Origin of the sequence: Acinetobacter sp. WU_MDCI_Abxd143 (assembly GCF_025514195.1) — a bacterium.
Lineage (GTDB): Bacteria > Pseudomonadota > Gammaproteobacteria > Pseudomonadales > Moraxellaceae > Acinetobacter > Acinetobacter pittii_H.
Window position 1 is genome coordinate 957543 of the sequence record NZ_JAHPTH010000001.1, and the last position, 22209, is coordinate 979751.

Below are 22209 nucleotides of genomic sequence, written 5' to 3' on the forward strand. Positions count from 1 at the left end.
TTTTCAAATTGACACTGATTTGGTTTTATCTATGTTTTTTTCGTATTAAGCAGTATAAATCAATTAAAAATCCAGCAGAATTAGAGAGCTTATGAAAGTCATTATTGCCCCTGACTCTTTTAAAGACAGCTTATCTGCTTTAAACGTAGCTCAAGCAATCGCCAAAGGATGGCAAGCGGTTTTTCCCCATGCCGAAACGATTTTGTGCCCAATGGCAGATGGCGGTGAAGGAACTATTGAAGCTGTTTTAGAAGTCTGCGGCGGTCAATGGCGTGAAAAAACCGTGGTCGGGCCATTAGGTCAGCCTGTTCAAGCCAAATGGGGATGGTTAGAGCATCAGAAAATCGCCATCATTGAAATGGCTCAGGCGAGCGGTATACAGTTAGTTCCACCGTCTGAGCGTGATGCCTGCCACAGCACAACCTTTGGCACAGGCCAACTCATTTTGGATGCTTTAGATGCTGGTGCAAAAGACATTATTTTAACCGTGGGCGGTAGTGCTACTAATGATGGTGGCACAGGTTTACTCAGTGCTTTAGGCGCAGTTTTGCTCGATGCCAACCAGAACTTTTTACCCGCAGGTGGCCTCGCTCTAAGCAACCTATCACACATTGATTTAACGCACTTTGACTCACGCATTGAATATACACGGTTTTTACTGGCTGCCGATGTCACCAATCCACTTTGCGGCCCAAATGGCGCATCACATATTTTTGGTCCACAAAAAGGGGCTTCCCCTGCTCAAGTACAGTTACTCGATGCAGCCCTTGCCCATTTTGCCGATGTCACGGCACAACTTTTAGATTTCGACAAACGAGATGAAGCAGGCTCAGGTGCTGCTGGTGGTTTAGGTTTTGCAGCCAAAAGTTATTTAAATGCAGACTTTAAAGCTGGTGTTAAAGTCGTGGCTGAACTTAACCAAATTGAGCATAAAATTGCTCATGCAGATTGGGTGATTACAGGCGAAGGTAAATTTGACCAACAAACCTTAAGTGGCAAAACAGTTTTTGGGGTGAGTCAAATTGCAAAAGCTCACGGCGTTCCTGTTATTGTGATTGCAGGAACATTAGGTGAAGACTACCAAGCACTTTATGAGTACGGAGTTACGGCTGCTTTTTCACTCGCCAATGGTCCCATCACCCTAGAACACGCCTGCGAACATGCAGCAGAACTTATTTATGAAAGAACAACCGATATTGCAAGATTAATTCAGTTTAATATGAACCAATCCTAAACATTTCTTTGTTATTTTAAAAAACGGTCAGACCAACAAGTAGGAAAATCTTATGAATGTTATTGATGCTCTCCGCAAACGCCGTGCAGTTAAACGCTTCGACCCTGCTTTTCAACTCTCTGAAGATGACAAGAAGCAGTTATTACAAGAAGTTTTAGCAAATGCGCCAAGCGCTTTTAACTTGCAGCACTGGCGTCCAGTCATCATTGAAGATACTGAGTTAAGACAAAAAATTCGCACCATTGCTTGGGATCAACCACAAGTTACAGAATCATCATTACTGATTGTGTTGTGTGCAAAAGTAAATACATGGGAAGTTGATGCTAAACGTGTATGGGACGGTGCTTCTCCAGAAGTCCAAAATATTATGGTGGGTGCGATTGACCAATATTACCGTGACCGTCCACAAACCCAACGTGATGAAGTGATGCGTAGTGCGGGTATCTTTGCTCAAACCTTAATGTTGCTTGCTCAAGAACATGGTTTAGACAGCTGCCCTATGGATGGTTTTGACTTTGACGCGATGGCAAAGCTCATTAACTTACCTGAAGATCATGTGGTGTGTTTAATGATTGCAGTTGGTAAGTCGGCGTCTCAGCCTTACCCACGTGTGGGCAAACTTCCTTACGATGATGTCATTATTCAAAATACATTTTAAGTTTTGAGTCAGATTTTAGGCTTTCAACTATTTTTAACTTTTCATATAAGCATTTAAAGTAATTAACTTTTTATTTAAAAATGATGAGTCTAGAGACCTACTAGACTCATCAAAATGAAACGATCTCACCATGAGAATACTTGGCACAACTTAGCTTTACTTTTTTATTTATTAGAGAGTTTTATTGCGCCAAATTGAATAGGTAAAGTAATAATATCCAAACCTAATGCGAGTGGAGACAAAAGTTTCTTCTTTAAAACATTGCTTTTATTTTCCTGCATGATTAAACGCGGTTCTCTAAGAATAATCGGGATTGAACCTCTCAAAGAAAGCTGATCGGTATGCTTAGTGCCTTCATAAATTTTTCCTTTTATTGCAATATTTTTAGTTAAAAATACTTGTTTCGCTTCACTATTGACTGATAAAGATTCTTCCATAAAACCTAGTGTAAGAAGTTCTTGTTTCTTGATAGGAGTCAGTTGATTTACAGACACTGGATGATAAAAATGGATGTGTCCATAAAAGATATTGTCATTATAAACGTCTAGTTCAAGCGGTAACTTATTAAGGATGAGTCGATCTTGCTCAGGTAACTTTTGCATAATATTTAATAAGTTCGAACCACCTTCAGTAAGCACATAATTGTATTTGTCACCAACAAATAAAATTTGTGAACTTTGTCCATTTTCAGTTTTTGTTTGGCCTAATCCATTAATTCTGTCCTCTTGAAGCACTTTATAATCAGTTTTATGCTCATAAGTAGGATATTTGGACTCTAATGATAAAGAAGCACAAGCGGTAAGATGAATTGTAGTAATGAGAAAAATTAGTTTTAAGCAGTTTGAAATAGACACGCTCTATCACTTAAGTAAAAAAGAAAAGGCCGAAAATTCTATCTTAAATTATTTAATAGAACAAAAAAAAAGCCCATTTCCTATTTAGAAATGAACTTTGTGAAAGTCACAAAACCTGAAATTGTAAGCATTTGCGTGCCTAGCAATATCAACCTACAGTAAACCCTATTGAAACACAATTCATGAAACTGAAGAGTTTTCTATCATTAATTGTAAGTTAAAAACTATTTTTAATATTCTCCTATCAAATAGTAATCTCTTTTGGCAATGATGACTTTCATTACTGAAGTATAACAATCACGCTCAAATAATTGCTTATCGAGCGGGTTATAAACAAAATTACCGTACTCATCACTAAAATAGTATTTAGTCTCTTGCCCTCTTTCATTAATCCGATACTGGATTAATTTAATTTTTTGACCACTATTAGGGTCATATGCAATAAATTTCATTTTCATCAAAAGCTCTCAACATAAGTGTATAGAGTTATTTTTTAATTTCTAATAAAGCACTTAATCGAGAATTAGTGATTTTTAGCTTTAGAGTTAATACATGCTTCTTGTAATGCATAAAGTGCAGCAGGTTCTAACAGGTCTGTCATTAAGCTTTTAAAACGCAAACACTCACTTGTCTCATGATTTTTCTGTGAATTCAATGTGGTACAACCCATTGAAAAAATGCAAAATATAAAAATTAAAGGAAGAAGTTTCATAAATACCCCGAATTAAAATTAAAACGTAAAAAGCCCGTCAATAGCGATTATTGGACGGGCCTGATTAATGCAATAAGTACAACTCTTTCACAAAATTTAATTTATTTTGCGCTATTGAAACCGACTAAGAACTGGCTACAGTTAGAAGCGTCTGATGCTTTATTTAAAGCTTCTTGTGAAAAGGTAAATTTAGCCGCAACAGCAGGATAATTTTTCTTTAAAGCTGTTCCTGTTAACTCACCGTATTGTTTAATTTGTTCTGGAGCCAACAGCTTATTTTCTACAGCTTGGTTGACCATTACACACGCAGTAGAGATCGCATCATATTTTGCAGCAGTTTTTGCATAACCAAATGCCCCTACTAAACCACCCAACAATAAACCAATGATTGCAGACAAAATAATATGCTTTTTATTCATAAATAAATTCCCAAAGAAAAGAAAAAATCAATATATAAATTTAAGTTTTTTAATATATAACTTTTAAGAATGATTAAAAATTTTAGTTTTGTTCCCCTTTTTTATGAATCTTTGTCACTTTAAGTAATCATCTATTGTCCCTAAGTAGTTGTTGCCGTTATAAGCAGCCAATCAACCATTGTGGTCATTTTTAAAACAAAAAAGCCCATCTGTTGATGAGCTTTTAAAAATCCTACTCAAATATATGCCTTACATCGACATAGATTGCTTTAAAAAATAATCTAACAACCGTTCCCGATCATCCACTTTATTTTCACCTAAAAGCTGAACCATTGCCCCATCAATCACAAACAAAAACATGTGAGCATCTTCAACCGTAGCCGTATGTTTTACTGTCAAAAGCAACTTATAAATTTCATTAATAAACCAATTTCGATAGTCAATTACGACTTTATAGGCTTCGGGATAAAGCTTTTCAATTTCAAAAATTGCCTTAAATGGCAAATGATAAAGACCGTCTAAATCGGCATGAAGAAAGTAAATTTTTTTGAGTTTATCAAATACCATAAGTTCACGATATGAGTAAATAATGGAATGCACTTCATGTTTAAGTCCATCTTTTTGAAAGGTTAAACTCATCTCAATGAGTCGTGCTTTTGAGTGAAAATAATTATAAAAAGTCGCTTTAGGCACTTTTGCTGATTCAATAATTCGGTCAACCCCGACTTTATGAAAGCCATATTTATTAAAAAGATAGCGGGAAGTATGAAGTACACTTAAAGCACGAAATGGGAGTTCTACATGTGGCATAGTTTTACCGTTATAAAAATTCTTGTTGTTTGTAAATGAGATACTTTTTTGGGAGAAAAAAAGGCATAGCAAAGCCGTAAAGGCTGTGCTTGGCACATCTCAAGTTTTATTGTTGATTAATTTTTTGGTCGTAATGATTTAAAGTCTGAAAGCGCTAATAGCCATCAAACTGCTTTAAAGTTTTAAGTAGTGTCGATATAGACTTTGGCAAAGGCTGCCAAGAAATAATGGATGTGCAAAGCCAACTCCTTTTTATTGGGAGTTCTGCCAGACATTTATAGAATTATGGTGGCAGAACGAAAGGGGGTTAGCAGACTGGCTCAAGACCCAGCACACCCGAAGGTGTCCCCCTTCCGTCCTACCGCAACAAAAAGGGAGACGAACGGGTCTACATTAAAAAAACGAATTTTTTCAATGCACTTGAGTACGGTCTGCTAAAACCGACTGGCAATGTAGGCCAGCAGGCAAAGAATAGTGCTCTGCCCTTTAGCAGTCAAGCACACAAAATGACATTTGTTTTAAATTAGATCATTAAAAAGTAAGGATAAATAATGAGTGAGTTATTGTTAAATGGAGGTTTATAAAAGGGGGTAAAACAGCCTTAAGAAGCTGTTCAATTCTTTAGGATAGAAATAGAGTCTTAAAAAAAGAGTATATTCTGATATTTAATGATTCATTCAGGAAACACAAAATGATTTCACTATTTAAAAGCAGGAATTTAAATGTTAAATATAATTTTACTTAGTATTATATTAGGAGTACTTACTTCACTAGTCTCAATTTTTCTTACAGAAAAAATAACAAATATATTTTTTAATAAAAAAGAATTTTCTGAAAATTACATAATGTTTTCAAAAGTCTTCTATATTTTTTTGTTTATGAGTTTTTCAATTTTTTTCTCTATTCTTATAAGAAAAGGTTACCCTCTTTATTTTGAAGAAAGCTTAAGACATGTTTTTATAAAAGGATACTTCTCGACCTATTTTATAACTTTTTTCATGTTTGCTTTTCGGAAAGGTATTTAATATGTATAAATTTTTCAGATAAATAGAATATACATTAGGGGCTGTAGAGAGTTATTTGGTAAATTTTTTCTAAAACTAATATAAATTTAAGCCCGATAGCTTGATCTATTAAAAAATAAATAAAGCAACCAGCCAAGACAAACTATTTCAATGTGGCGCTATATAAATATTTGATATAAGCTGTGTTGTGTATTTTAGGATAACTTTAAATCATAAAAATAAGGTGACAAGAGGTGAAAATAATCTTATTAGTGTTGGGTAGTGTACTCATAGTACTTACTTCTATTTATTTTTTTAATAAAAAAGAATCTGAGATATCTCCAAAAGAATTTGTTCTGAATTGGGGAGAAAGAATGAAAAACTCACCGAATGGTGGACCAGGCAGAAATTGCTTCCCTACCGTGTACTCCGCAGTCCGTTACCCTGAATTAAAAGAAGAATTATTAGAAGCTAGAAAACTTAATATATTTCATCCTGATCAATCAGGAAATGGACTTTTACAGATTCCTTTAAAAAACTGTTTTAGTGAAGCAAAGCTTGTTGAACTAAAATTTGATAAATCTAGAAATATGGCTTGGGCGGTATATCGCTGTGAGCAAGATGGAATGGGGCTAGAAGTAAAATTATCTAGCTTTGAGGAATGGTGCAGCTATACCACATATCTAAAAAAATGGAACTTTCCTATAGGAAAATATACTCCTATTTCTATGCCTTAGATTTTTCCTTTTATTTAAATAAGAAACAATTAGTATGATCACATAACAAACTTATTTTTTAGCAGCTATACAAATTAGAAGAAGCCATCCATTTTTTATATATTCCTCCTTTGATATAAGATAAATTATGCTGATATGTTGGGATAGGCTCTCCTCTACACACTATAATTAATAAGATTTAAAGAGAAATTATGGATAACTGGAAACATATCATCACTGCCTTTGTTGTGACTATTGTTGCAATAATATTGATCCCTTTATTGTCAAGGTTTAACCCCTTCAAACTTTCTTTAGCTTGTTTCTTGCTTTCTACTTTAGGTTTTGGTGTAGCAGCTACCTATGGTCGTAAATCTAATAATCGAGGAGTAGATGGTGATTGGGGAGCACATGGCTTATGGAAAGAGATATTTAATTTAGAACTAGTAACAATCAGCGTAGGTGTTGGAGTTTTAATTACTCTTATACTTATGTTAGGAGTTTATTTTTCTAAAGAGTAATATTCTTAAATAGAAGATTTAAAGAGACATAAAGAAATCAATCTAAAATCATCTGAATCATTCTTATTGTAACTACCTCTATTGGGGGGGTCTATGTGGGAAAAATTATAAATAAAAAAAAGCCCTTGTCATTAACAAGGGCTTTTTAAGAATTTTGGCGGAAGCGGTGAGATTCGAACTCACGGAGGACTCACACCCTCGTCGGTTTTCAAGACCGGTGCATTAAACCGCTCTGCCACGCTTCCAACGAGCGCTATAATATAAACAAAAACACAAGTTGGCAAATCTTTTATTTAATTTTTAATTCAACCGCTCAAAATAAACACAAATCTACTTAAATTTCTGAGTTTTCTGTCTTTTCATAGCGAATTGTATTGATATACCACAGCTTTTTTCCAGATGGCGTGTGTACTTCAATCTCATCATCGACTTCTTTACCGAGTAAAGCACGAGCCATTGGAGATTCAATTGAAATATGTTGAGGATGATGATCATAAATTTCATCGATTCCTACAATACGTAAAGTTTTTTGCTCACCTTCTTCATTTTCAATGTCGACCCAAGCGCCAAAGTAAACCTTGCCGTCTTGCTCTGGTGAGTAATCAACAATTTTTAATTCTTCTAAGCGTTTTCCTAAATAGCGTACACGTCGATCAATTTTTCGAAGCAGCTGTTTATTGTATTGATAATCCGCATTTTCACTGCGGTCACCCAAGCTTGCAGCCCAGTTTACTTTTTTAGTGATTTCAGGTCGCTCTTCATGCCAAAGTTGTTTTAATTCAGCAACTAATTTGTCATGCCCTGACCGAGTGATTAAGTTAGATTTCATGATTAAAAACCACTGTTCAACAACATATCGCTTACAAGATGTAGCATTTTATACCCTATTTTTTCACATCAGAAGTGTATAAATTTTCTTCCTTAAGAAATTCATGTGTTTATGATGTTATATCGAAGATTTAATTGTACAAAATTTGACATTACTTTTTTTCAATATTATGATGCGCGCAGATTAAATGTTGAGCATTTTTTAACCCACTCGAAGACTATGTAGAATTTCTACACAGTTTGTTTTTTTCATTTCATGTCATTTTGAATGACGTCATGACTGCCCACCCCTTATTGAATTTATCAACTTTTAGAAGTTATGGCAGCTTTTTGTCTGACTTTTAGGGCATAAATTATCTGTAGCGGAGACAACATGCACAGTAATTCAAGTTCTGGGTCGAGGCTTTGCCTTAACTCTTTATTTTCTTCTCTCCCGTTAAAAGCTCTTGCACTCAGTACTATGCTTCTCCCATTTCATAGTCTTAATGCAGGTAAAACCCTACAGTACAATACTGTAGTTAACACAAACACTTTAACTGTTGTTGCGGTAGAAAGCCCGACAACCGTTTTCAAAGAAGATCAGTTTTTACATGGTTTTGGTTATGATCTAGCACGTAACTATGCACAGAACCTAAATGTAAAGCTGGACTTTAAAATCGTGGCAGACAATGCCACTGCACTTAGATGGGTTCAGCAAGGTAAAGCAAACTTTGCAATGACTACAGCAGGTTTAAGCACAATCGAAAACAAAGGTTTAATGTCGTTTTCAGCAAGTTGTGGTGACACAGCAAATTTGCAAAAAAATGGCTTAAATCCTGAGTTAAGTTGGGTATTTAAACAGGCTGATGACCCACTCACACAGACCGCCAGCGGCTTTGTATGCCAGAGTAAGCAAAATGGTGTGACTCAGCAGCTTGCTTCTTTTTATAACCGCAATGTGGTTAAACCAGAAGCATGGTCAACCATTCAACGTGACTTAAGCACACGTTTACCGATTTACAAAGCGAGCTTTAAGCAAAGTGCAGCGAAGTATGATCTAGATTGGCATTTACTTGCTGCAATTGGTTATCAAGAATCATATTTAAAGCCTGAATCTGTTTCTCCCACAGGTGTGCGTGGCTTAATGATGCTAACCAATAGCACTGCTCGAGCAATGGGTGTAAGTAATCGTAGCGATCCTGCTCAAAGTATTCAGGGCGGCGCGAAGTACTACGATCTGATGCTAACCGAATTTGATGATATTCCGTTCCCTGATCGGAACTGGTATGCGCTTGTGGCCTATAACATGGGACCGGGCGCGGTAAGTCAGATTCAAAAGCGCTTGCAATCTCAAGGGAAAGATCCAAACAAATGGGTCAATCTGTATGACTATTTGCAAAGTAATAAAACGCGGAATGGTCGATATAAGCAAGCGGTTCAATATGTCACTCGTATCCGTGCTTATCTTGAACATATTAAAACGGCGCAAACACGAATTAATATCTAATTTTTATTATTTAAAAGTTGATAAATTCATTGTTTGTATAAATAAAAAGCTTACCTCTTTGGGTAAGCTTTTTATATGAATTCTTTTAAGTTTAAGCAGTATGCTCTAAAACTTTCTTAAACAAATCTTTTTGTTCTTGGCTTGGCTTAGCTGTTTGTAGAGCCATCAATTGAGACATATCGCCTTGAACTTTAATTTTACCAGTCATGAATGCCTGCATAGCAGCAGCCATATCAAACTCTAAGAATACTTTACGTAAAGTTTCAGCATCCATATTTAAAGTTGTTTTGGCATTTGAAGACAAACCTTTTTGGATTTTACCCCCATCTAAAGCTAATTCGGTATTTCCAGCAGCATCTGTAACTACTAAATTAATTGCCAAATTCGCAAGAGCGGGTGGCAAATTAAGATCACCTGCTTCAGCAGTTAATTTTTCGACAGTCGCAAACCAATCTTCAGTTAAAAATGCAGGCATGATTCTTCCTCAAATTTATTTGTTCAATTTCTCTAGTTGCCTATCCAGACAACATCATGTGAAGCAATTCTGCTTGTGGGTTGTTATAGCATGTAATTTAAATTTTGGGCTATGACTTTTTGTACGGAACATTCATTTTTTAGTATTTTGATACATTAAAGGCACTTGATTATAAAGTGCCCTTAACATTTTCTATGCTAGCGTTTATTCAGCAGCAAAGCTTAAGTTCACTACATCTAAACGTTTCTTAAGCTCTTCTGGATCTTTAATATCCAACTCACGCTGAGAGTCTAGAGCTTCAAAATCGAACAGTTCACGGTCCGCTAACTGAGATGGAGATACGTTCTGCAACGCACCGAAAATGCTGTGTAAGCGCTTCGGATATTGTTTATCCCATTCACGTAGCATTTCATTAAGCATGGCACGCTGTAGGTTTTCCTGCGAGCCACAAAGATTACATGGAATGATTGGGAACTGACGCAACTCGGCATATTTAATAATGTCTTTTTCTTCAACATATGCCAAAGGACGAATCAAAATGTTCTTTTTATCTGACGATAAAAGCTTTGGCGGCATCGCCTTTAAGCTACCCCCATGGAACAAATTCAAGAAGAACGTTGCAATGATGTCATCACGGTGGTGACCTAAAGCAACTTTAGTTGCACCAATCTCTTGTGCAAAGCCATATAAAGAACCACGGCGTAAACGTGAACATACTGCACAGTAAGTTTTACCTTCCGGCGTTAAACGTTTAGTAATGGTATAGGTGTCTTTTTCTAAAATGTAATATGGAATGTTGTTCTCTTCCATATAACGAGGCAAAACATCTTCCGGAAAGCCTGGTTGTTTTTGGTCAAGGTTAACCGCAACCACATCAAAATTAATCGGTGCGATACGCTTAAACTGCAACAAAATATCGAGCAAGGTATAACTGTCTTTACCACCAGACACACACACCATGACCTTATCGCCATCTTCAATCATATTGAAGTCACGAATAGCATGCCCAACTTGACGGCGAAGCTTCTTGAGCAAACGGTAATAGGCCGAGCTTGTTGGAAGTTCAGGCTTAAAATTAAATCCCTGATTGGACTCAACTGGCGCGTACATAGACGAGGTATACCCATAAATAAAAATACCGCGCAATTTTATATGATTCAGAAGAGAATCGCATCAAAAGAATAGTTTCAATTCTTGAAGTCGTCACATTGCTCGTGCATGATGCAAAACACATGCTTTAATTTTGACTCAAGCGTTCAAAATTTGTGCAAAATGCTTACTTTTTGGACTTTTCCACAGTTTTCCACAAAACCTGTGGATAAAATTGTGGATTTCTTCGTACTTGACAAACTGTTTTGGCCTTCTGTTAAGGGTTTTCTTTAAATTGATCATTTTTTAACCAATGTTTTTTGCTTTTAATAATCAACATGTTATGCAAGTCAATAGAATCATTTTAAAAAAAAATTTTAATTTTTTTTGATGAGCATTCGAACAAATCAGCTTGATTTTTTGAAAGAGTCGAAATAAAAAAAATTACACAAATCTTCTTTAAGTAGTATTTTTTGATAAACTCTTTTGCAAGTTTTGAGTACCTTAAAATTGTGAATAACATAAAATGAAAAAATCGGTTCAATTTCTTATTTCTTGTTCGTTGGGGATGACCACTTTTATGGTCGGCATAACTTCGAGTTCAGCAGGTCAAATGTATATTTACCAAGATAAAAACGGTAGCACATTGCTCACCAACCGAAAAAGCTATGACCACTCTCTTAAAAAAGTAAAAGTAACCTATTATCCAGATAGTAATATTCACAGTTATACAAACTGGGGAACATCAGAAGCTTCTGTTTTGCCAAGTTACAACAAGAATAAAAATGCTTTCGACCATATTATTAGACAAGCTGCACAGCAACATGGTGTATCCGAAGGTTTAATTAAAGCCGTTATGCACACCGAGTCTGGATTTAATGTAAAAGCTCGTTCGCCAGTAGGTGCTCAAGGCTTAATGCAGCTTATGCCTGCGACGGCCCGTCGTTTTAATGTATCTAACGCGTATGACCCGCAACAAAATATTTTTGCCGGTGCAAAATATTTAAGCTGGTTACTCAAGCGTTTTAATGGCAATACGCAAATGGCGCTTGCGGCTTACAATGCTGGTGAAGGTAATGTCGACAAATACGGCGGTATTCCCCCTTTTCGTGAAACACAAGATTATGTGCGCCGTGTGACAAGCCGATATCAAAACTTATATGCATCTGGTTCAGGTTTTTCATCTTTTACGAATACTTCAGCGCAAACTGTTTCTCATTCTTCTAATTTGGTAGAAAACACAACAGCTCAAATCACGACTCAATCACCGAAATATTCCTCTTCTCGTCAAATCGTGACATTATCTGACGGTAGTTATACAGATGCACCGACAGGCACTTATGTCACCAATAATGCCACCGCAATTGCCCATATACGAATTGAATAAACAATGAAGAAGAACTGTGGCTCACGGTTCTATTTTAAGTAAGTTGAGATGTTTTAAATTGTAATGATCTATTACCTGATCTTTACCATTTTGACGAACTTAGCCAATTATTCTTTAAATTTAGGCACATTCTGCTAAATGAAAGAATGTATCAATTCCTTATTTTTTTCTTGAATTTTTCCCCTAAGCCCCGCATATTAGCTGCATGATTTAGAATTTGTAAATCAGATAACATTTTATTTATAAGAGGATTTTCTCAATGATGCGGATTGGTTTGTTTTTGCTTACCAACCTCGCGGTACTGGTTGTAGCTGGCATTATTTTGTCACTCTTCGGTGTCGGTAGTTACCATGGCGCGGGTGGCTTGAATCTAGGCAACCTTCTAGTGATCTGTTTTGTGTTTGGTATGGTGGGATCTTTAATCTCGCTATTCATGTCAAAATGGATGGCTAAGAAAACGACCGGTACAGAACTGATCGACCCGAATGCTCCTCGTAACCAAGCTGAAAGCTGGTTATTGCAAACAGTCGCTGAACTTTCTCAACGTGCTGGCATTAACATGCCAGAGGTTGGTATTTTTCCATCATATCAATCCAATGCCTTTGCAACAGGCTGGAACAAAAATGATGCCTTAGTTGCCGTTTCATCTGGTCTACTTGAGCGTATGAACAAAGATGAGCTACGTGCTGTGCTTGCGCACGAGATTGGTCACGTTGCGAATGGTGACATGGTTACTCTAGCGCTCATCCAAGGTGTTGTGAACGCCTTTGTTATGTTCTTTGCGCGTGTCGTTGGTGACTTTATCGACCGTAATGTCTTTGGTCGTCAAGACGATGAAGCCCCTGGTATGGGTTACTTCATTATTACCATGGTATTGGATATTGTCTTTGGTATTCTCGCTTCTGCCATTGTGATGTGGTTCTCTCGTTATCGTGAATACCGTGCTGATGAAGCAGGTGCACGTTTAGCAGGTAAACAAGCAATGATTTCTGCATTATTACGTCTACAAGCTGAGACTGAAATGCCAGATCAAATGCCAAAAGAAATGAAAGCCTTCGCAATTGCGGAAGGTAAAGAACAAGGTTTCAGCTTAGCTGCTTTGTTCCAAACCCACCCAACAATTGAACAACGTGTGGCAGCTTTACATCAATTAGATTGCCCATAAAACGTTTAATGTAAAAATAAAGCCTCCAAATGGAGGCTTTATTTTTTATTACATTGTTTGATAGAGACTCCAAAGATAGCTTACCCCCCACCAAACAGCCAAGCCAAGTAAAAGCAGTACAAGCACACCTACTAAATCGGGTATATGTAACCATAACCAACTCACCACAGGATTACGCCAGAAAGCTGAATGCTGCTGCTTCTTTTCGAGTTTTTCATGTAAATATGGATGAACGACATGAATATCACTTTGGATCTTATATTCTTCGCGTATATGCGTATGAACCACATCTAATGCTTTTCGACTCGGTCGTATAAAAATATCGAAAATAGTTCCAGCCACAGGAACAAATCCGACTACAGCATCAACAACAGCGAGTTTGATGACTGGAGTCAACTTATGCTGAGGTACACCAATTTGTTTAGCTTTATAGATGGCATAACAGGTCAATGCGAAACCAGCAACATCACCTGCAACCGGGATAGTACTCAGTGCAGCATCGGCACCGATACCCTGCTTTGTAAAAGGAATGCGAACCGCGCTGTCCATCATGGTCGCGAACTTGGCCAGATCTCGTTCTAGTGCGATGACCTGTTGCTCTGTTAATTTTTTTTCTTGAGGCATCTAAATCAAATATATGAAGATAAGTTAATCTTAATATACTTGATTTAATACCTCTTTTTAAATTATTTACTTAACGAGCAGCTTTCGATCTAAACAATGAACGCAATAACACGTACATGACTGGAATAAAGAACAGAACCAGTACTGTACCAAACATAACGCCACCTAAAATACTAATACCGATTTCTTGACGGCTTACAGCCCCTGCGCCTTGTGCAAAGACCAAAGGAATTACACCTGCACCAAAGGCCAAAGAAGTCATTAAAATCGGTCTTAAACGTAAGCTTGCGCCTTCTAGAGCTGCTTGAATTGCAGTCTTACCTTTTTCTTGAGCCAATGCTGCAAACTCAACAATTAAAATTGCGTTTTTACATGACAAACCAATCGTGGTTAGCAGCGCAATTTGGAAATACACATCATTGGGCAGTCCAAAAATATAAGAGAAAATGACACTTCCTCCCACACCTAGCGGAATAGAGGTCATCACGGCGGCAGGAATGCTTAAGCTTTCATAGAGTGCGGCTAAACATAAGAAGATAAAGCCTGCCGAGATTAAATATAACCAGACGGCCTGATTTGTCGACTTCTGCTCTTCAAAAGATAAGCCTGTCCACGCCAAACCAACATCCTTTTGCTGATTTACAAGTTGTTCAACATCTTTCATGGCCTGCCCCGAGCTGCTACCACTCGCAACATCGGCTTGTAACTGCAAGGCACTATAACCCATATAACGTTTTACAATTTCAGGAGCACCGCCCCAACTAAAGTTAGCAAATGAACTAAAAGGCACCATCTCATTTTGGTTATTACGTACAGACCAATTATATAAATCTTCCGGTTTTGATCTGAACTGGGCATCACCTTGAATCATAACGCGCTTGATACGACCACGGTCAATAAAGTCATTTACATACGTTCCACCCCATGCACTCGACAAGGTGTTGTTAATCGCGGGTAGTTCTAATCCATTTGCTAATGCTTGTTTCTGATCAATTTTGATATTGAGGTTTGCTTTACTGTTAGTAGATTGCTTATCAAAGTTTTCAAAACTTGAATAGCTTTTACTCTGCGTTTGCAACTGGCGGAAGGTATTATCTAGAAAATCTTGCCCTTGGCCATTTAAATCTTGAATCCATAAATCTAGACCATCTGTTTGACCCAAACCATTGACTGAAGCAGGTAATGTCACATTAATTTGTGCATTATTGAATTGACTAAAATATTTCATCGCACGCTTTTGTATAGCGTCAGCTGAATTTTCTTTTCCAGTACGCACATCCCAAGGTTTTAAGGCAATAAATCCTTGAGCCAAGTTCTGGCCTGTACCAGAATAATTTCGACCATAGCGGATTAAAACCAAATCCACATTCTTATCTTCTTGAGTTAAGAAATATTGGCGGACTTGTTCTCCAATTTTCTGACTTTGCGATATTGGAGCACTATCAACAAGCTTAATTTGAACACTTAAAATGCCTTGGTCTTCTTTAGGAATAAATCCACTTTTTAAACCACTATAGAACAGTGCAAAAACTGCAATCAAAGCCACAAAAATGACCACAACCGATTTACTGTAGCGAATGCTTGTTTGGACAATCTTGATATATTGATTTTTAAGTTGATCAATTTTTCTGTTAAACCAAACCGCCCAGCGCATAGGCTCTGGATTGGGTTTTAAAATTAAAGCACATAAAGCGGGTGTTAATACTAATGCTACCACGAGTGATAACGCCATAGCGGCAACTAAAGTAATGGAAAACTGACGGTAAATCACGCCAATTGAGCCACCTAAAAACGACATTGGAATAAAAACAGCAGTTAAAACCAATGTAATTCCGACTAAGGCACCACTAATTTCTCCCATCGACTCAATGGCTGCTTCTTTCGGTGTTAAATGCTGTTCATGCATGAGCCGTTCAACATTCTCAACGACCACAATCGCGTCATCTACTAGCAAACCAATCGCGAGCACCAATGCAAACAGCGTTAAGGTGTTAATACTAAAACCGAGTACATATAAAACAGCAAAAGTTCCTAAAATAACAACAGGAACGGTAATACTCGGAATGAGGGTCGCGCGCCAGCTTTGCAAGAACAGGAACATCACCAAAATAACTAAAATAATGGCTTCAATAAGCGTCTTTACAACTTCCTTAATTGACTCTTGAACAAAGGGCGTATTATCTCGTGGATAAACAATTTTATAGCCAGCAGGTAGCTTAGTTGTAAGCTGATCTAGAGTTTGATGGATGAGTTTCGAGGTCTGAATCGCATTTGCGCCCGAAGATAAAGAAATACCTAAACCAGCGGCTGGATAACCATTAATGGTGTTAAAAGACTGATAATTTTCTGCACCCAACTCGACTCTAGCAATATCCTTTAAATAGACATAACTCGCTGTTTGATTTGCTTTCACTACAATATTTTTAAAATCTTCGACTGTTTTTAGTCGAGACCCTGCGGTGACTTTCGTATTTAAATATTGTCCATCAATGACAGGTAAATCACCAATTGCACCTGCGGCAACTTGTGTATTTTGAGCAGTGATTGCATTCGCTACATCACTTGGCATTAAATTATATTGTTTTAATTTCTCTGGATTTAGCCAGATTCGCATCGCATATTGCGAACCGAAAACATCAGACTCACCCACCCCTTCAATACGGTTTAGGTTATCTACCACATGCGTCGTTAAATAGTCCGATAGCTCAATATTGCCCGATTTACCGGTTGAGTCATATAAGCCTACCACCATAAAAGTATCACCGAGTGACTTACTCACCGTCACCCCTTGGCGTTGTACTTCATCGGGTAAACGTCTTATGACGCCACTAATACTATTTTGTACTTGGACCTGTGCTGTATCTGGATTTGTTCCATTATCAAAACTAATGGTAATTCGGCTACGTCCTGATGAATCACTGGTAGAGCTGAAATAAAGTAAATTATCAATACCTTGTATTTGTTGTTCTAAAATCTGAGTAACACTTTGCTCAACCGTTTGTGCATCCGCACCACTATAACTTGCCGAGACTGTAATTTTAGGAGGGGCAATATCAGGATAGCGCTCTACGGGTAAATTCAGCACCGAGAAAATACCAAATGCCATAACAATAATTGCGAGTACACTGGCAAAAATGGGACGCTGAATAAAAAATTTAGATAGCATGGCTGCTCAGAATTAGGTCGTCAATTAACAGATGGCAATACCAAATTTGCCCTCTTGATCATCAACGAGCGATATAAAAAAGACAAGTAGAATTAACACAATAAATGCAATTAGAACAAAAACAAAGCAAGAACTGGCATTTCCTACAAACCCATAAACAAGGTTTTAACAAGTGTCACTGAAAATTCATGAATTCTTCATGATCACGTCAAGTTCAATCATCAGACTAAATACGTTTCGACTAAAACAATATGAGTAGAATTATGTTTAAAAGAGCACTTTTATGCTTAAGTTTAATTAGCTTGGTTGGTTGTAATGATGACGATAAAACTGAAAACTCACCAACCACACCAGGATATCAACTTCCTAAAATTTTAGTGGTAGGACATCGCGGCGCGAGCGCTTTGCGTCCTGAACACACATTAGCTTCATATCAAAAAGCGATTGATGATGGTGCAGATTTTATTGAACCTGATTTAGTCTCTACAAAAGATGGCGTATTGGTTACTCGTCATGAAAATGAGATTGGTGGAACAACTAATGTAAGCACTTTAACTCAGTTTGCAGACCGTAAAACAACAAAAAATATTGATGGTAAAGACTTAACAGGCTGGTTTACAGAAGACTTCACTTTAAGTGAATTACAGCAGCTTAAAGCGCGTGAACGTATTCCAGAGTTCCGACCAGCAAACACAGCCTATAATGACCTCTACCCTGTCCCGACTCTAGAGCAAGTGATTGAACTGGCTGAAGCAAATTATAAGAAAACGGGAAAAATTATTGGTTTATATATTGAAACCAAACATCCGACTTACTTTAAAAATCAGAAACTGGCAATGGAAGATACCCTTCTTAAAACCTTAGCTAAATACGAATATACACGCGATATTGCACCAGTCTATTTACAGTCTTTTGAAGTGAGTAATTTAAAATATTTAAAAGATCAGCTCGACCTTCATAAAACGATTAAACATGCACAAATCATTCAATTATATGATGCTAAAACCTCTCAACCAGCCGACTTCGTTGAATCTGGCGAAACTAAAACTTATGCCGATTTAGCCACAGCACAAGGCTTAAAAGACGTAGCTAAATATGCAAATGGTGTAGGGCCAAGCAAAGGCTATATTCTTAACTTTAATGACAATGGCTCAGTTCAAACGACTTCGTTTATTACTGATGCACATACAACTGGCTTGAAAGTACACCCCTATACTTTCCGCCCAGAAAATAATTATTTACCAACGCCTTTAAAGTGCAGTCAAGATAAACCAGCAGAGCGCTGTCCATCTGGTGCTTTAAAAGAGTTTGAAGCCTATTTTAAAGCTGGTGTTGATGGAGTCTTTACAGATGACCCGGCACTTGGCCGTGAAGCCGTTATTAATTATGAAAAAACTGCAAAATAAATAAAGTTTTTAATAAAAAAACAGGGCAATAAATGCCCTGTTTTTTTTATTTCTCTACAACATTATCAAAATAAAGTGGGATCCACTGATATTGCTCAGCATTTACTTTATAAACATGACCAATACCCGGGAATGGTAAATGTGGTGCGGCAACCCATTGTTGCTTATTTGAAATTTCTGCAAACATTTTGAGACGGGTATTAATTGCCTGCTCAGAATTCACATCAAAATCTACCCCAGTTTTTGGAGCATCAAACTGCAAAGAATGCGAGTGTACGATGTCTCCAACAAAAATGATTTGCTGATCATTACTTTTTAAGCGGAAGCTATGATGACCTGGTGTATGACCACGAGTATCGATTACTTCAAAACCTTGAATAACATCGCCATCTTTAAATGTCTTAAATGCTTTTTTTGCTTGATATGGAGCAAGAGCAGTTTTTACGTTTTTAACAGTACTCAAGTAACTTTCTTTTTTGTCTGCTGATACTGTTTTTTCAGAAGCTGGATTTAACCAGTAATCAGCTTCACGCTCATGTGCGTATACAGTTGCATTAGGAAATACAGCTTTTCCATTTTGAGCAATACCGCACACATGGTCTGGGTGTAAATGAGTAAGTAAAACAGTTTTTACATCAGCAAGTTTATAACCTGCCAATTCAATATTTTTTGCAATCGAACCAAGTTGCGGGCCAAAACAACTTGCTGCCCCACTGTCTACAAGTGTTAAGCTTTTGCCGTCATCAACTAAAAATGCATTTACCGAGGTCTGAATTCCTTTCTCATTAACAGCAGCATATTTAGTTAAAATTTTAGTTTTTTGCGCCTGATTTAAATTTTTAAATAAATCAGTGTTTAAGTAAATCGTACCATCAAGCAAAGAAGTTACACGGTAATTACCAAATTGATGGTGATAATATCCTGGTACTTGTGTGGTTGTACTTGGCTCAGCATAACTTGCATGTATGCTTCCAATTGCAAGGCCCAAAGCGACACATAATTTTTTCATCTCTTCTTCTCTATCAAGTTATAAAGTCGAAATCTTTAAAAAAGATTTAATAATTTTTTAAGACCCAAATTATATAATGCATGAAAAGTGTCAGAAATATAAGTAAATGAATAGCTATTCTCCTTATAAGGGTAAAAGTGGTCTGAAACGCATACTCAATGCTGCGGGCTACTCCATTTCGGGATTTAAAGCAGCCTATAAAAATGAGGCCGCTTTTCGCCAAATTGTTTTGATTAATATTATTTTGATTCCAGTTAGTTTTTTTCTTGATGTGAGCCGTAGCGAACATATATTACTGATTATTGTATGTCTTTTTGCAATGATCGTGGAACTATTCAACTCGGCTATTGAGGCAGTGGTTGATCGTGTTTCTCTTGAGAAACATCAACTTTCTAAAAATGCAAAAGATATGGGAAGTGCGGCTCAGTTTGTTGCACTCTCTATCATCGCTATTACTTGGTTAATTATTTTATTAGGCTAAAAAAAACCATGCCTACAAGTAAATAAGCATGGTTGTAACAAAAGAGGAACTTCTAGCTGCTGTTCCTGTTTTTTAATATAAGCAAGTGAACTTAATTATTTCTTAAAATTATGTGAAAAATAAAAAAAATCCCTGCATAAGCAGGGATTTTTTTGGTTAAAGCGTTGATGCGATATTACATCATGCCGCCCATACCACCCATACCGCCCATATCTGGAACAGCTGGTTTATCTTCAGGAATGTCAGTAATCATACATTCTGTAGTTAACATTAAGCCAGCAACAGAAGCAGCATGCTCTAGTGCAGAACGAGTTACTTTAGCTGGGTCAAGAATACCCATTTCTAACATATCGCCATATTCACCAGTTGCAGCGTTGTAACCAAAGTTACCTTCACCACCTTTAACTGCATTGATCACTACAGATGGCTCATCACCAGCGTTTGCAACGATTTGACGAAGTGGAGCTTCGATCGCACGACGTAAAATGTTGATACCTGCTGTTTGGTCTTCATTAGCGCCTTTTAAGCCATCTAATGCATTTACCGCACGTACTAGAGCAACACCACCACCAGCAACAACACCTTCTTCAACTGCTGCACGAGTTGCATGAAGCGCATCGTCTACACGGTCTTTCTTCTCTTTCATTTCAACTTCAGTTGCTGCACCGATTTTAATTACAGCAACACCGCCTGCTAATTTAGCAACGCGTTCTTGTAATTTTTCACGGTCATATTCTGAAGTAGATTCTTCAATTTGAGCACGGATTTGTTGAACACGCTCAGCAATACCAGCAGCATCACCAGCACCATCAACAATAACAGTGTTTTCTTTAGACACAGTGATCTTGTGCGCAGTACCTAAATCTTGAAGAGTTGCTTGCTCTAAAGACATACCAACTTCTTCAGAAATAACAGTTGCACCAGTCAAGATTGCAATATCTTGAAGCATTGCTTTACGGCGGTCACCGAAACCAGGAGCTTTAACAGCACACACTTTAATAATACCGCGCATGTTGTTTACAACAAGCGTAGCAAGCGCTTCACCTTCAACATCTTCAGCGATGATAAGAAGTGGTTTACCAGTTTTTGCAACTGCTTCTAAAACAGAAATCAATTCACGGATGTTGCTGATTTTCTTGTCAACAAGAAGGATGAATGGGTTTTCAAGTTCAGCAGTTAAAGTATCTTGCTTGTTTGCGAAGTATGGAGAGATATAACCACGGTCAAACTGCATACCTTCTACAACGTCTAACGCGTCTTCAAAGCCAGAACCTTCTTCTACAGTAATTACGCCTTCTTTACCTACTTTTTCCATCGCTTGAGCGATAAGTTTACCAACAGTAGTATCAGAGTTAGCAGAGATAGAACCTACTTGCTCGATCGCTTTGAAATCGTCAGCTGGTTTTGCATTTGAACGGATATTTTCAACTACAGTTTTTACTGCGATATCGATACCACGTTTTAAATCCATTGGGTTCATACCTGCAGTTACAGATTTGATCCCTTCATTTAAAATTGCTTGAGCAAGTACAGTTGCAGTTGTCGTACCGTCACCAGCGATGTCGTTAGTTTTGCTTGAAACTTCACGAACAAGTTGAGCACCCATGTTCTCAAACTTGTCTTTTAATGAAATTTCTTTAGCAACAGTTACACCGTCTTTAGTGATGTGCGGAGCACCGAAAGAACGATCAATAACAACGTTACGACCTTTAGGGCCTAAAGTCACTTTAACCGCATCTGCAAGTACGTTTACGCCTGCAATCATTTTTGAGCGAGCTGAATCACCAAATTTTACGTCTTTAGCTGACATATTAAACTCCGAATCTTTTTAAATACTGAATCTGATAATGAATTGAGTTATGGATTGATTAGCCTTCCAACACAGCTAAAATGTCTGACTCTTTCATGATTAAGAGTTCTTCACCACTTACTTTCACTGTTGTACCTGCATAAGTACCAAACAATACTTTGTCACCAACTTTAACATCCAAAGCACGTACGCCATTCTCAGTGATTTGACCATTACCTACTGCAATTACTTCACCTTGAGATGGTTTTTCAGCAGCAGAACCTGGAAGTAAAATACCACCAGCAGTTTTGGTTTCTTCTTCTACGCGACGAATTACAACGCGATCATGTAATGGACGAATGTTGCTCATAATTAACTC

The 22209-nt window shown here is 37.3% G+C and carries 22 protein-coding genes and 1 tRNA gene; 10 read left to right on the top strand and 13 right to left on the bottom strand.

Annotation, left to right across the window (positions count from 1 at the left end; all coding sequences use genetic code 11):
• Positions 1-91: 91 nt before the first annotated feature.
• Together KTI79_RS04490 and KTI79_RS04495 are read left to right on the top strand one after the other, a co-directional pair.
• A complete protein-coding gene (locus KTI79_RS04490) occupies positions 92-1234 on the top strand; it encodes a glycerate kinase (RefSeq protein WP_032052941.1) in 1143 nt (380 codons plus the stop codon).
• A 52-nt stretch (positions 1235-1286) separates the two neighbouring features.
• Entirely contained in the window at positions 1287-1892 is a 606-nt protein-coding gene (locus KTI79_RS04495) for a nitroreductase family protein (RefSeq protein ID WP_032052939.1), read from the top strand.
• Positions 1893-2056: 164 nt separating this feature from the next.
• Here the strand turns inward: KTI79_RS04495 and KTI79_RS04500 are convergent, their stop codons facing one another.
• The 4 genes from KTI79_RS04500 to KTI79_RS04515 all read right to left on the bottom strand — a co-directional run bounded on the left by KTI79_RS04500 (position 2057) and on the right by KTI79_RS04515 (position 4687).
• Positions 2057-2746, bottom strand: a complete 690-nt coding sequence (locus KTI79_RS04500) for a hypothetical protein (protein WP_032052937.1) — start codon at positions 2744-2746, stop codon at positions 2057-2059.
• A gap of 230 nt (positions 2747-2976) precedes the next feature.
• Positions 2977-3204 carry a hypothetical protein gene (locus tag KTI79_RS04505; RefSeq protein WP_086376156.1) on the bottom strand — a complete coding sequence of 76 codons (228 nt, stop codon included), beginning with the start codon at positions 3202-3204 and terminating at the stop codon, positions 2977-2979.
• Positions 3205-3559: 355 nt separating this feature from the next.
• Positions 3560-3877, bottom strand: coding sequence for a hypothetical protein (locus KTI79_RS04510; RefSeq protein WP_032052933.1), 318 nt, complete (start codon positions 3875-3877; stop codon positions 3560-3562).
• A 249-nt stretch (positions 3878-4126) separates the two neighbouring features.
• Positions 4127-4687 carry a TetR/AcrR family transcriptional regulator gene (locus KTI79_RS04515; RefSeq protein WP_032052931.1) on the bottom strand — a complete coding sequence of 187 codons (561 nt, stop codon included), beginning with the start codon at positions 4685-4687 and terminating at the stop codon, positions 4127-4129.
• A 722-nt stretch (positions 4688-5409) separates the two neighbouring features.
• Here KTI79_RS04515 and KTI79_RS19135 point away from each other — a divergent pair.
• From KTI79_RS19135 to KTI79_RS04525, 3 genes are all read left to right on the top strand, one after another.
• On the top strand, positions 5410-5712 hold the full coding sequence (locus tag KTI79_RS19135) for a hypothetical protein (protein ID WP_032052930.1): 303 nt from the start codon (positions 5410-5412) through the stop codon (positions 5710-5712).
• A gap of 233 nt (positions 5713-5945) precedes the next feature.
• Positions 5946-6428 (top strand): hypothetical protein, encoded by a 483-nt coding sequence (locus tag KTI79_RS04520; protein WP_086376158.1) that lies wholly within the window; start codon positions 5946-5948, stop codon positions 6426-6428.
• A gap of 191 nt (positions 6429-6619) precedes the next feature.
• Complete coding sequence (locus tag KTI79_RS04525; RefSeq protein ID WP_032052926.1) at positions 6620-6925, top strand: hypothetical protein; 306 nt, start codon at positions 6620-6622, stop codon at positions 6923-6925.
• 155 nt (positions 6926-7080) lie between these two features.
• Here the strand turns inward: KTI79_RS04525 and KTI79_RS04530 are convergent.
• Positions 7081-7170, bottom strand: a tRNA-Ser gene (locus KTI79_RS04530).
• 89 nt (positions 7171-7259) lie between these two features.
• Entirely contained in the window at positions 7260-7754 is a 495-nt protein-coding gene (greB, locus tag KTI79_RS04535) for a transcription elongation factor GreB (RefSeq protein WP_032052924.1), read from the bottom strand.
• A 372-nt stretch (positions 7755-8126) separates the two neighbouring features.
• On the opposite strand from greB, the gene KTI79_RS04540 reads away from it, so the two are divergent.
• Positions 8127-9239: a transglycosylase SLT domain-containing protein gene (locus KTI79_RS04540; RefSeq protein WP_032052922.1), complete on the top strand. Its 1113-nt coding sequence runs from the start codon at positions 8127-8129 to the stop codon at positions 9237-9239.
• A 91-nt stretch (positions 9240-9330) separates the two neighbouring features.
• Here KTI79_RS04540 and KTI79_RS04545 read toward each other — a convergent pair whose 3' ends face one another.
• Both KTI79_RS04545 and ttcA read right to left on the bottom strand, forming a co-directional pair.
• The gene (locus KTI79_RS04545; protein ID WP_016140203.1) at positions 9331-9714 is read right to left on the bottom strand and encodes an SCP2 sterol-binding domain-containing protein; all 384 of its coding nucleotides are present in this window, start codon (positions 9712-9714) and stop codon (positions 9331-9333) included.
• Positions 9715-9918: 204 nt separating this feature from the next.
• Entirely contained in the window at positions 9919-10824 is a 906-nt protein-coding gene (ttcA, locus tag KTI79_RS04550) for a tRNA 2-thiocytidine(32) synthetase TtcA (protein ID WP_016146199.1), read from the bottom strand.
• 505 nt (positions 10825-11329) lie between these two features.
• On the opposite strand from ttcA, the gene KTI79_RS04555 reads away from it, so the two are divergent.
• A complete protein-coding gene (locus tag KTI79_RS04555) occupies positions 11330-12190 on the top strand; it encodes a lytic transglycosylase domain-containing protein (protein ID WP_025470247.1) in 861 nt (286 codons plus the stop codon).
• Between the two features lie 259 nt (positions 12191-12449).
• Positions 12450-13355 carry a protease HtpX gene (gene htpX / locus KTI79_RS04560; protein WP_002118851.1) on the top strand — a complete coding sequence of 302 codons (906 nt, stop codon included), beginning with the start codon at positions 12450-12452 and terminating at the stop codon, positions 13353-13355.
• Positions 13356-13403: 48 nt separating this feature from the next.
• On the opposite strand, the gene KTI79_RS04565 is transcribed toward htpX, so the two are convergent.
• Both KTI79_RS04565 and KTI79_RS04570 read right to left on the bottom strand, forming a co-directional pair.
• Positions 13404-13979, bottom strand: a complete 576-nt coding sequence (locus tag KTI79_RS04565) for a DUF4112 domain-containing protein (protein ID WP_032052920.1) — start codon at positions 13977-13979, stop codon at positions 13404-13406.
• A 70-nt stretch (positions 13980-14049) separates the two neighbouring features.
• Positions 14050-17145 carry a multidrug efflux RND transporter permease subunit gene (locus KTI79_RS04570; RefSeq protein WP_032052919.1) on the bottom strand — a complete coding sequence of 1032 codons (3096 nt, stop codon included), beginning with the start codon at positions 17143-17145 and terminating at the stop codon, positions 14050-14052.
• A gap of 263 nt (positions 17146-17408) precedes the next feature.
• Between KTI79_RS04570 and KTI79_RS04575 the strand changes: the two genes are divergently transcribed.
• A complete protein-coding gene (locus tag KTI79_RS04575) occupies positions 17409-18551 on the top strand; it encodes a glycerophosphodiester phosphodiesterase (protein WP_032052918.1) in 1143 nt (380 codons plus the stop codon).
• 46 nt (positions 18552-18597) lie between these two features.
• On the opposite strand, the gene KTI79_RS04580 is transcribed toward KTI79_RS04575, so the two are convergent.
• Entirely contained in the window at positions 18598-19560 is a 963-nt protein-coding gene (locus KTI79_RS04580) for an MBL fold metallo-hydrolase (RefSeq protein WP_032052916.1), read from the bottom strand.
• Between the two features lie 106 nt (positions 19561-19666).
• Here KTI79_RS04580 and KTI79_RS04585 point away from each other — a divergent pair, with 106 nt between their 5' ends.
• A complete protein-coding gene (locus KTI79_RS04585) occupies positions 19667-20041 on the top strand; it encodes a diacylglycerol kinase (protein WP_032052915.1) in 375 nt (124 codons plus the stop codon).
• 175 nt (positions 20042-20216) lie between these two features.
• Here the strand turns inward: KTI79_RS04585 and groL are convergent, their stop codons facing one another.
• Together groL and groES are read right to left on the bottom strand one after the other, a co-directional pair.
• Entirely contained in the window at positions 20217-21851 is a 1635-nt protein-coding gene (gene groL / locus KTI79_RS04590) for a chaperonin GroEL (protein ID WP_002120607.1), read from the bottom strand.
• A 58-nt stretch (positions 21852-21909) separates the two neighbouring features.
• Positions 21910-22200 (bottom strand): co-chaperone GroES, encoded by a 291-nt coding sequence (gene groES / locus KTI79_RS04595; RefSeq protein WP_002120604.1) that lies wholly within the window; start codon positions 22198-22200, stop codon positions 21910-21912.
• Positions 22201-22209: the final 9 nt, after the last annotated feature.

What these genes read in the sequence shown, in the direction of transcription:
- htpX (WP_002118851.1), top strand. Translation starts at nt 12,450, where the DNA reads ATGATGCGGATTGGTTTGTTTTTGCTTACCAACCTCGCGGTACTGGTT.
- KTI79_RS04515 (WP_032052931.1), bottom strand. Translation starts at nt 4,687, where the DNA reads ATGCCACATGTAGAACTCCCATTTCGTGCTTTAAGTGTACTTCATACT.
- KTI79_RS19135 (WP_032052930.1), top strand. Translation starts at nt 5,410, where the DNA reads ATGTTAAATATAATTTTACTTAGTATTATATTAGGAGTACTTACTTCA.
- ttcA (WP_016146199.1), bottom strand. Translation starts at nt 10,824, where the DNA reads ATGTACGCGCCAGTTGAGTCCAATCAGGGATTTAATTTTAAGCCTGAA.
- KTI79_RS04490 (WP_032052941.1), top strand. Translation starts at nt 92, where the DNA reads ATGAAAGTCATTATTGCCCCTGACTCTTTTAAAGACAGCTTATCTGCT.
- KTI79_RS04580 (WP_032052916.1), bottom strand. Translation starts at nt 19,560, where the DNA reads ATGAAAAAATTATGTGTCGCTTTGGGCCTTGCAATTGGAAGCATACAT.
- groL (WP_002120607.1), bottom strand. Translation starts at nt 21,851, where the DNA reads ATGTCAGCTAAAGACGTAAAATTTGGTGATTCAGCTCGCTCAAAAATG.
- KTI79_RS04505 (WP_086376156.1), bottom strand. Translation starts at nt 3,204, where the DNA reads ATGAAAATGAAATTTATTGCATATGACCCTAATAGTGGTCAAAAAATT.
- KTI79_RS04555 (WP_025470247.1), top strand. Translation starts at nt 11,330, where the DNA reads ATGAAAAAATCGGTTCAATTTCTTATTTCTTGTTCGTTGGGGATGACC.
- groES (WP_002120604.1), bottom strand. Translation starts at nt 22,200, where the DNA reads ATGAGCAACATTCGTCCATTACATGATCGCGTTGTAATTCGTCGCGTA.
- KTI79_RS04585 (WP_032052915.1), top strand. Translation starts at nt 19,667, where the DNA reads ATGAATAGCTATTCTCCTTATAAGGGTAAAAGTGGTCTGAAACGCATA.
- greB (WP_032052924.1), bottom strand. Translation starts at nt 7,754, where the DNA reads ATGAAATCTAACTTAATCACTCGGTCAGGGCATGACAAATTAGTTGCT.
- KTI79_RS04570 (WP_032052919.1), bottom strand. Translation starts at nt 17,145, where the DNA reads ATGCTATCTAAATTTTTTATTCAGCGTCCCATTTTTGCCAGTGTACTC.
- KTI79_RS04495 (WP_032052939.1), top strand. Translation starts at nt 1,287, where the DNA reads ATGAATGTTATTGATGCTCTCCGCAAACGCCGTGCAGTTAAACGCTTC.
- KTI79_RS04545 (WP_016140203.1), bottom strand. Translation starts at nt 9,714, where the DNA reads ATGCCTGCATTTTTAACTGAAGATTGGTTTGCGACTGTCGAAAAATTA.
- KTI79_RS04575 (WP_032052918.1), top strand. Translation starts at nt 17,409, where the DNA reads ATGTTTAAAAGAGCACTTTTATGCTTAAGTTTAATTAGCTTGGTTGGT.
- KTI79_RS04510 (WP_032052933.1), bottom strand. Translation starts at nt 3,877, where the DNA reads ATGAATAAAAAGCATATTATTTTGTCTGCAATCATTGGTTTATTGTTG.
- KTI79_RS04565 (WP_032052920.1), bottom strand. Translation starts at nt 13,979, where the DNA reads ATGCCTCAAGAAAAAAAATTAACAGAGCAACAGGTCATCGCACTAGAA.
- KTI79_RS04540 (WP_032052922.1), top strand. Translation starts at nt 8,127, where the DNA reads ATGCACAGTAATTCAAGTTCTGGGTCGAGGCTTTGCCTTAACTCTTTA.
- KTI79_RS04525 (WP_032052926.1), top strand. Translation starts at nt 6,620, where the DNA reads ATGGATAACTGGAAACATATCATCACTGCCTTTGTTGTGACTATTGTT.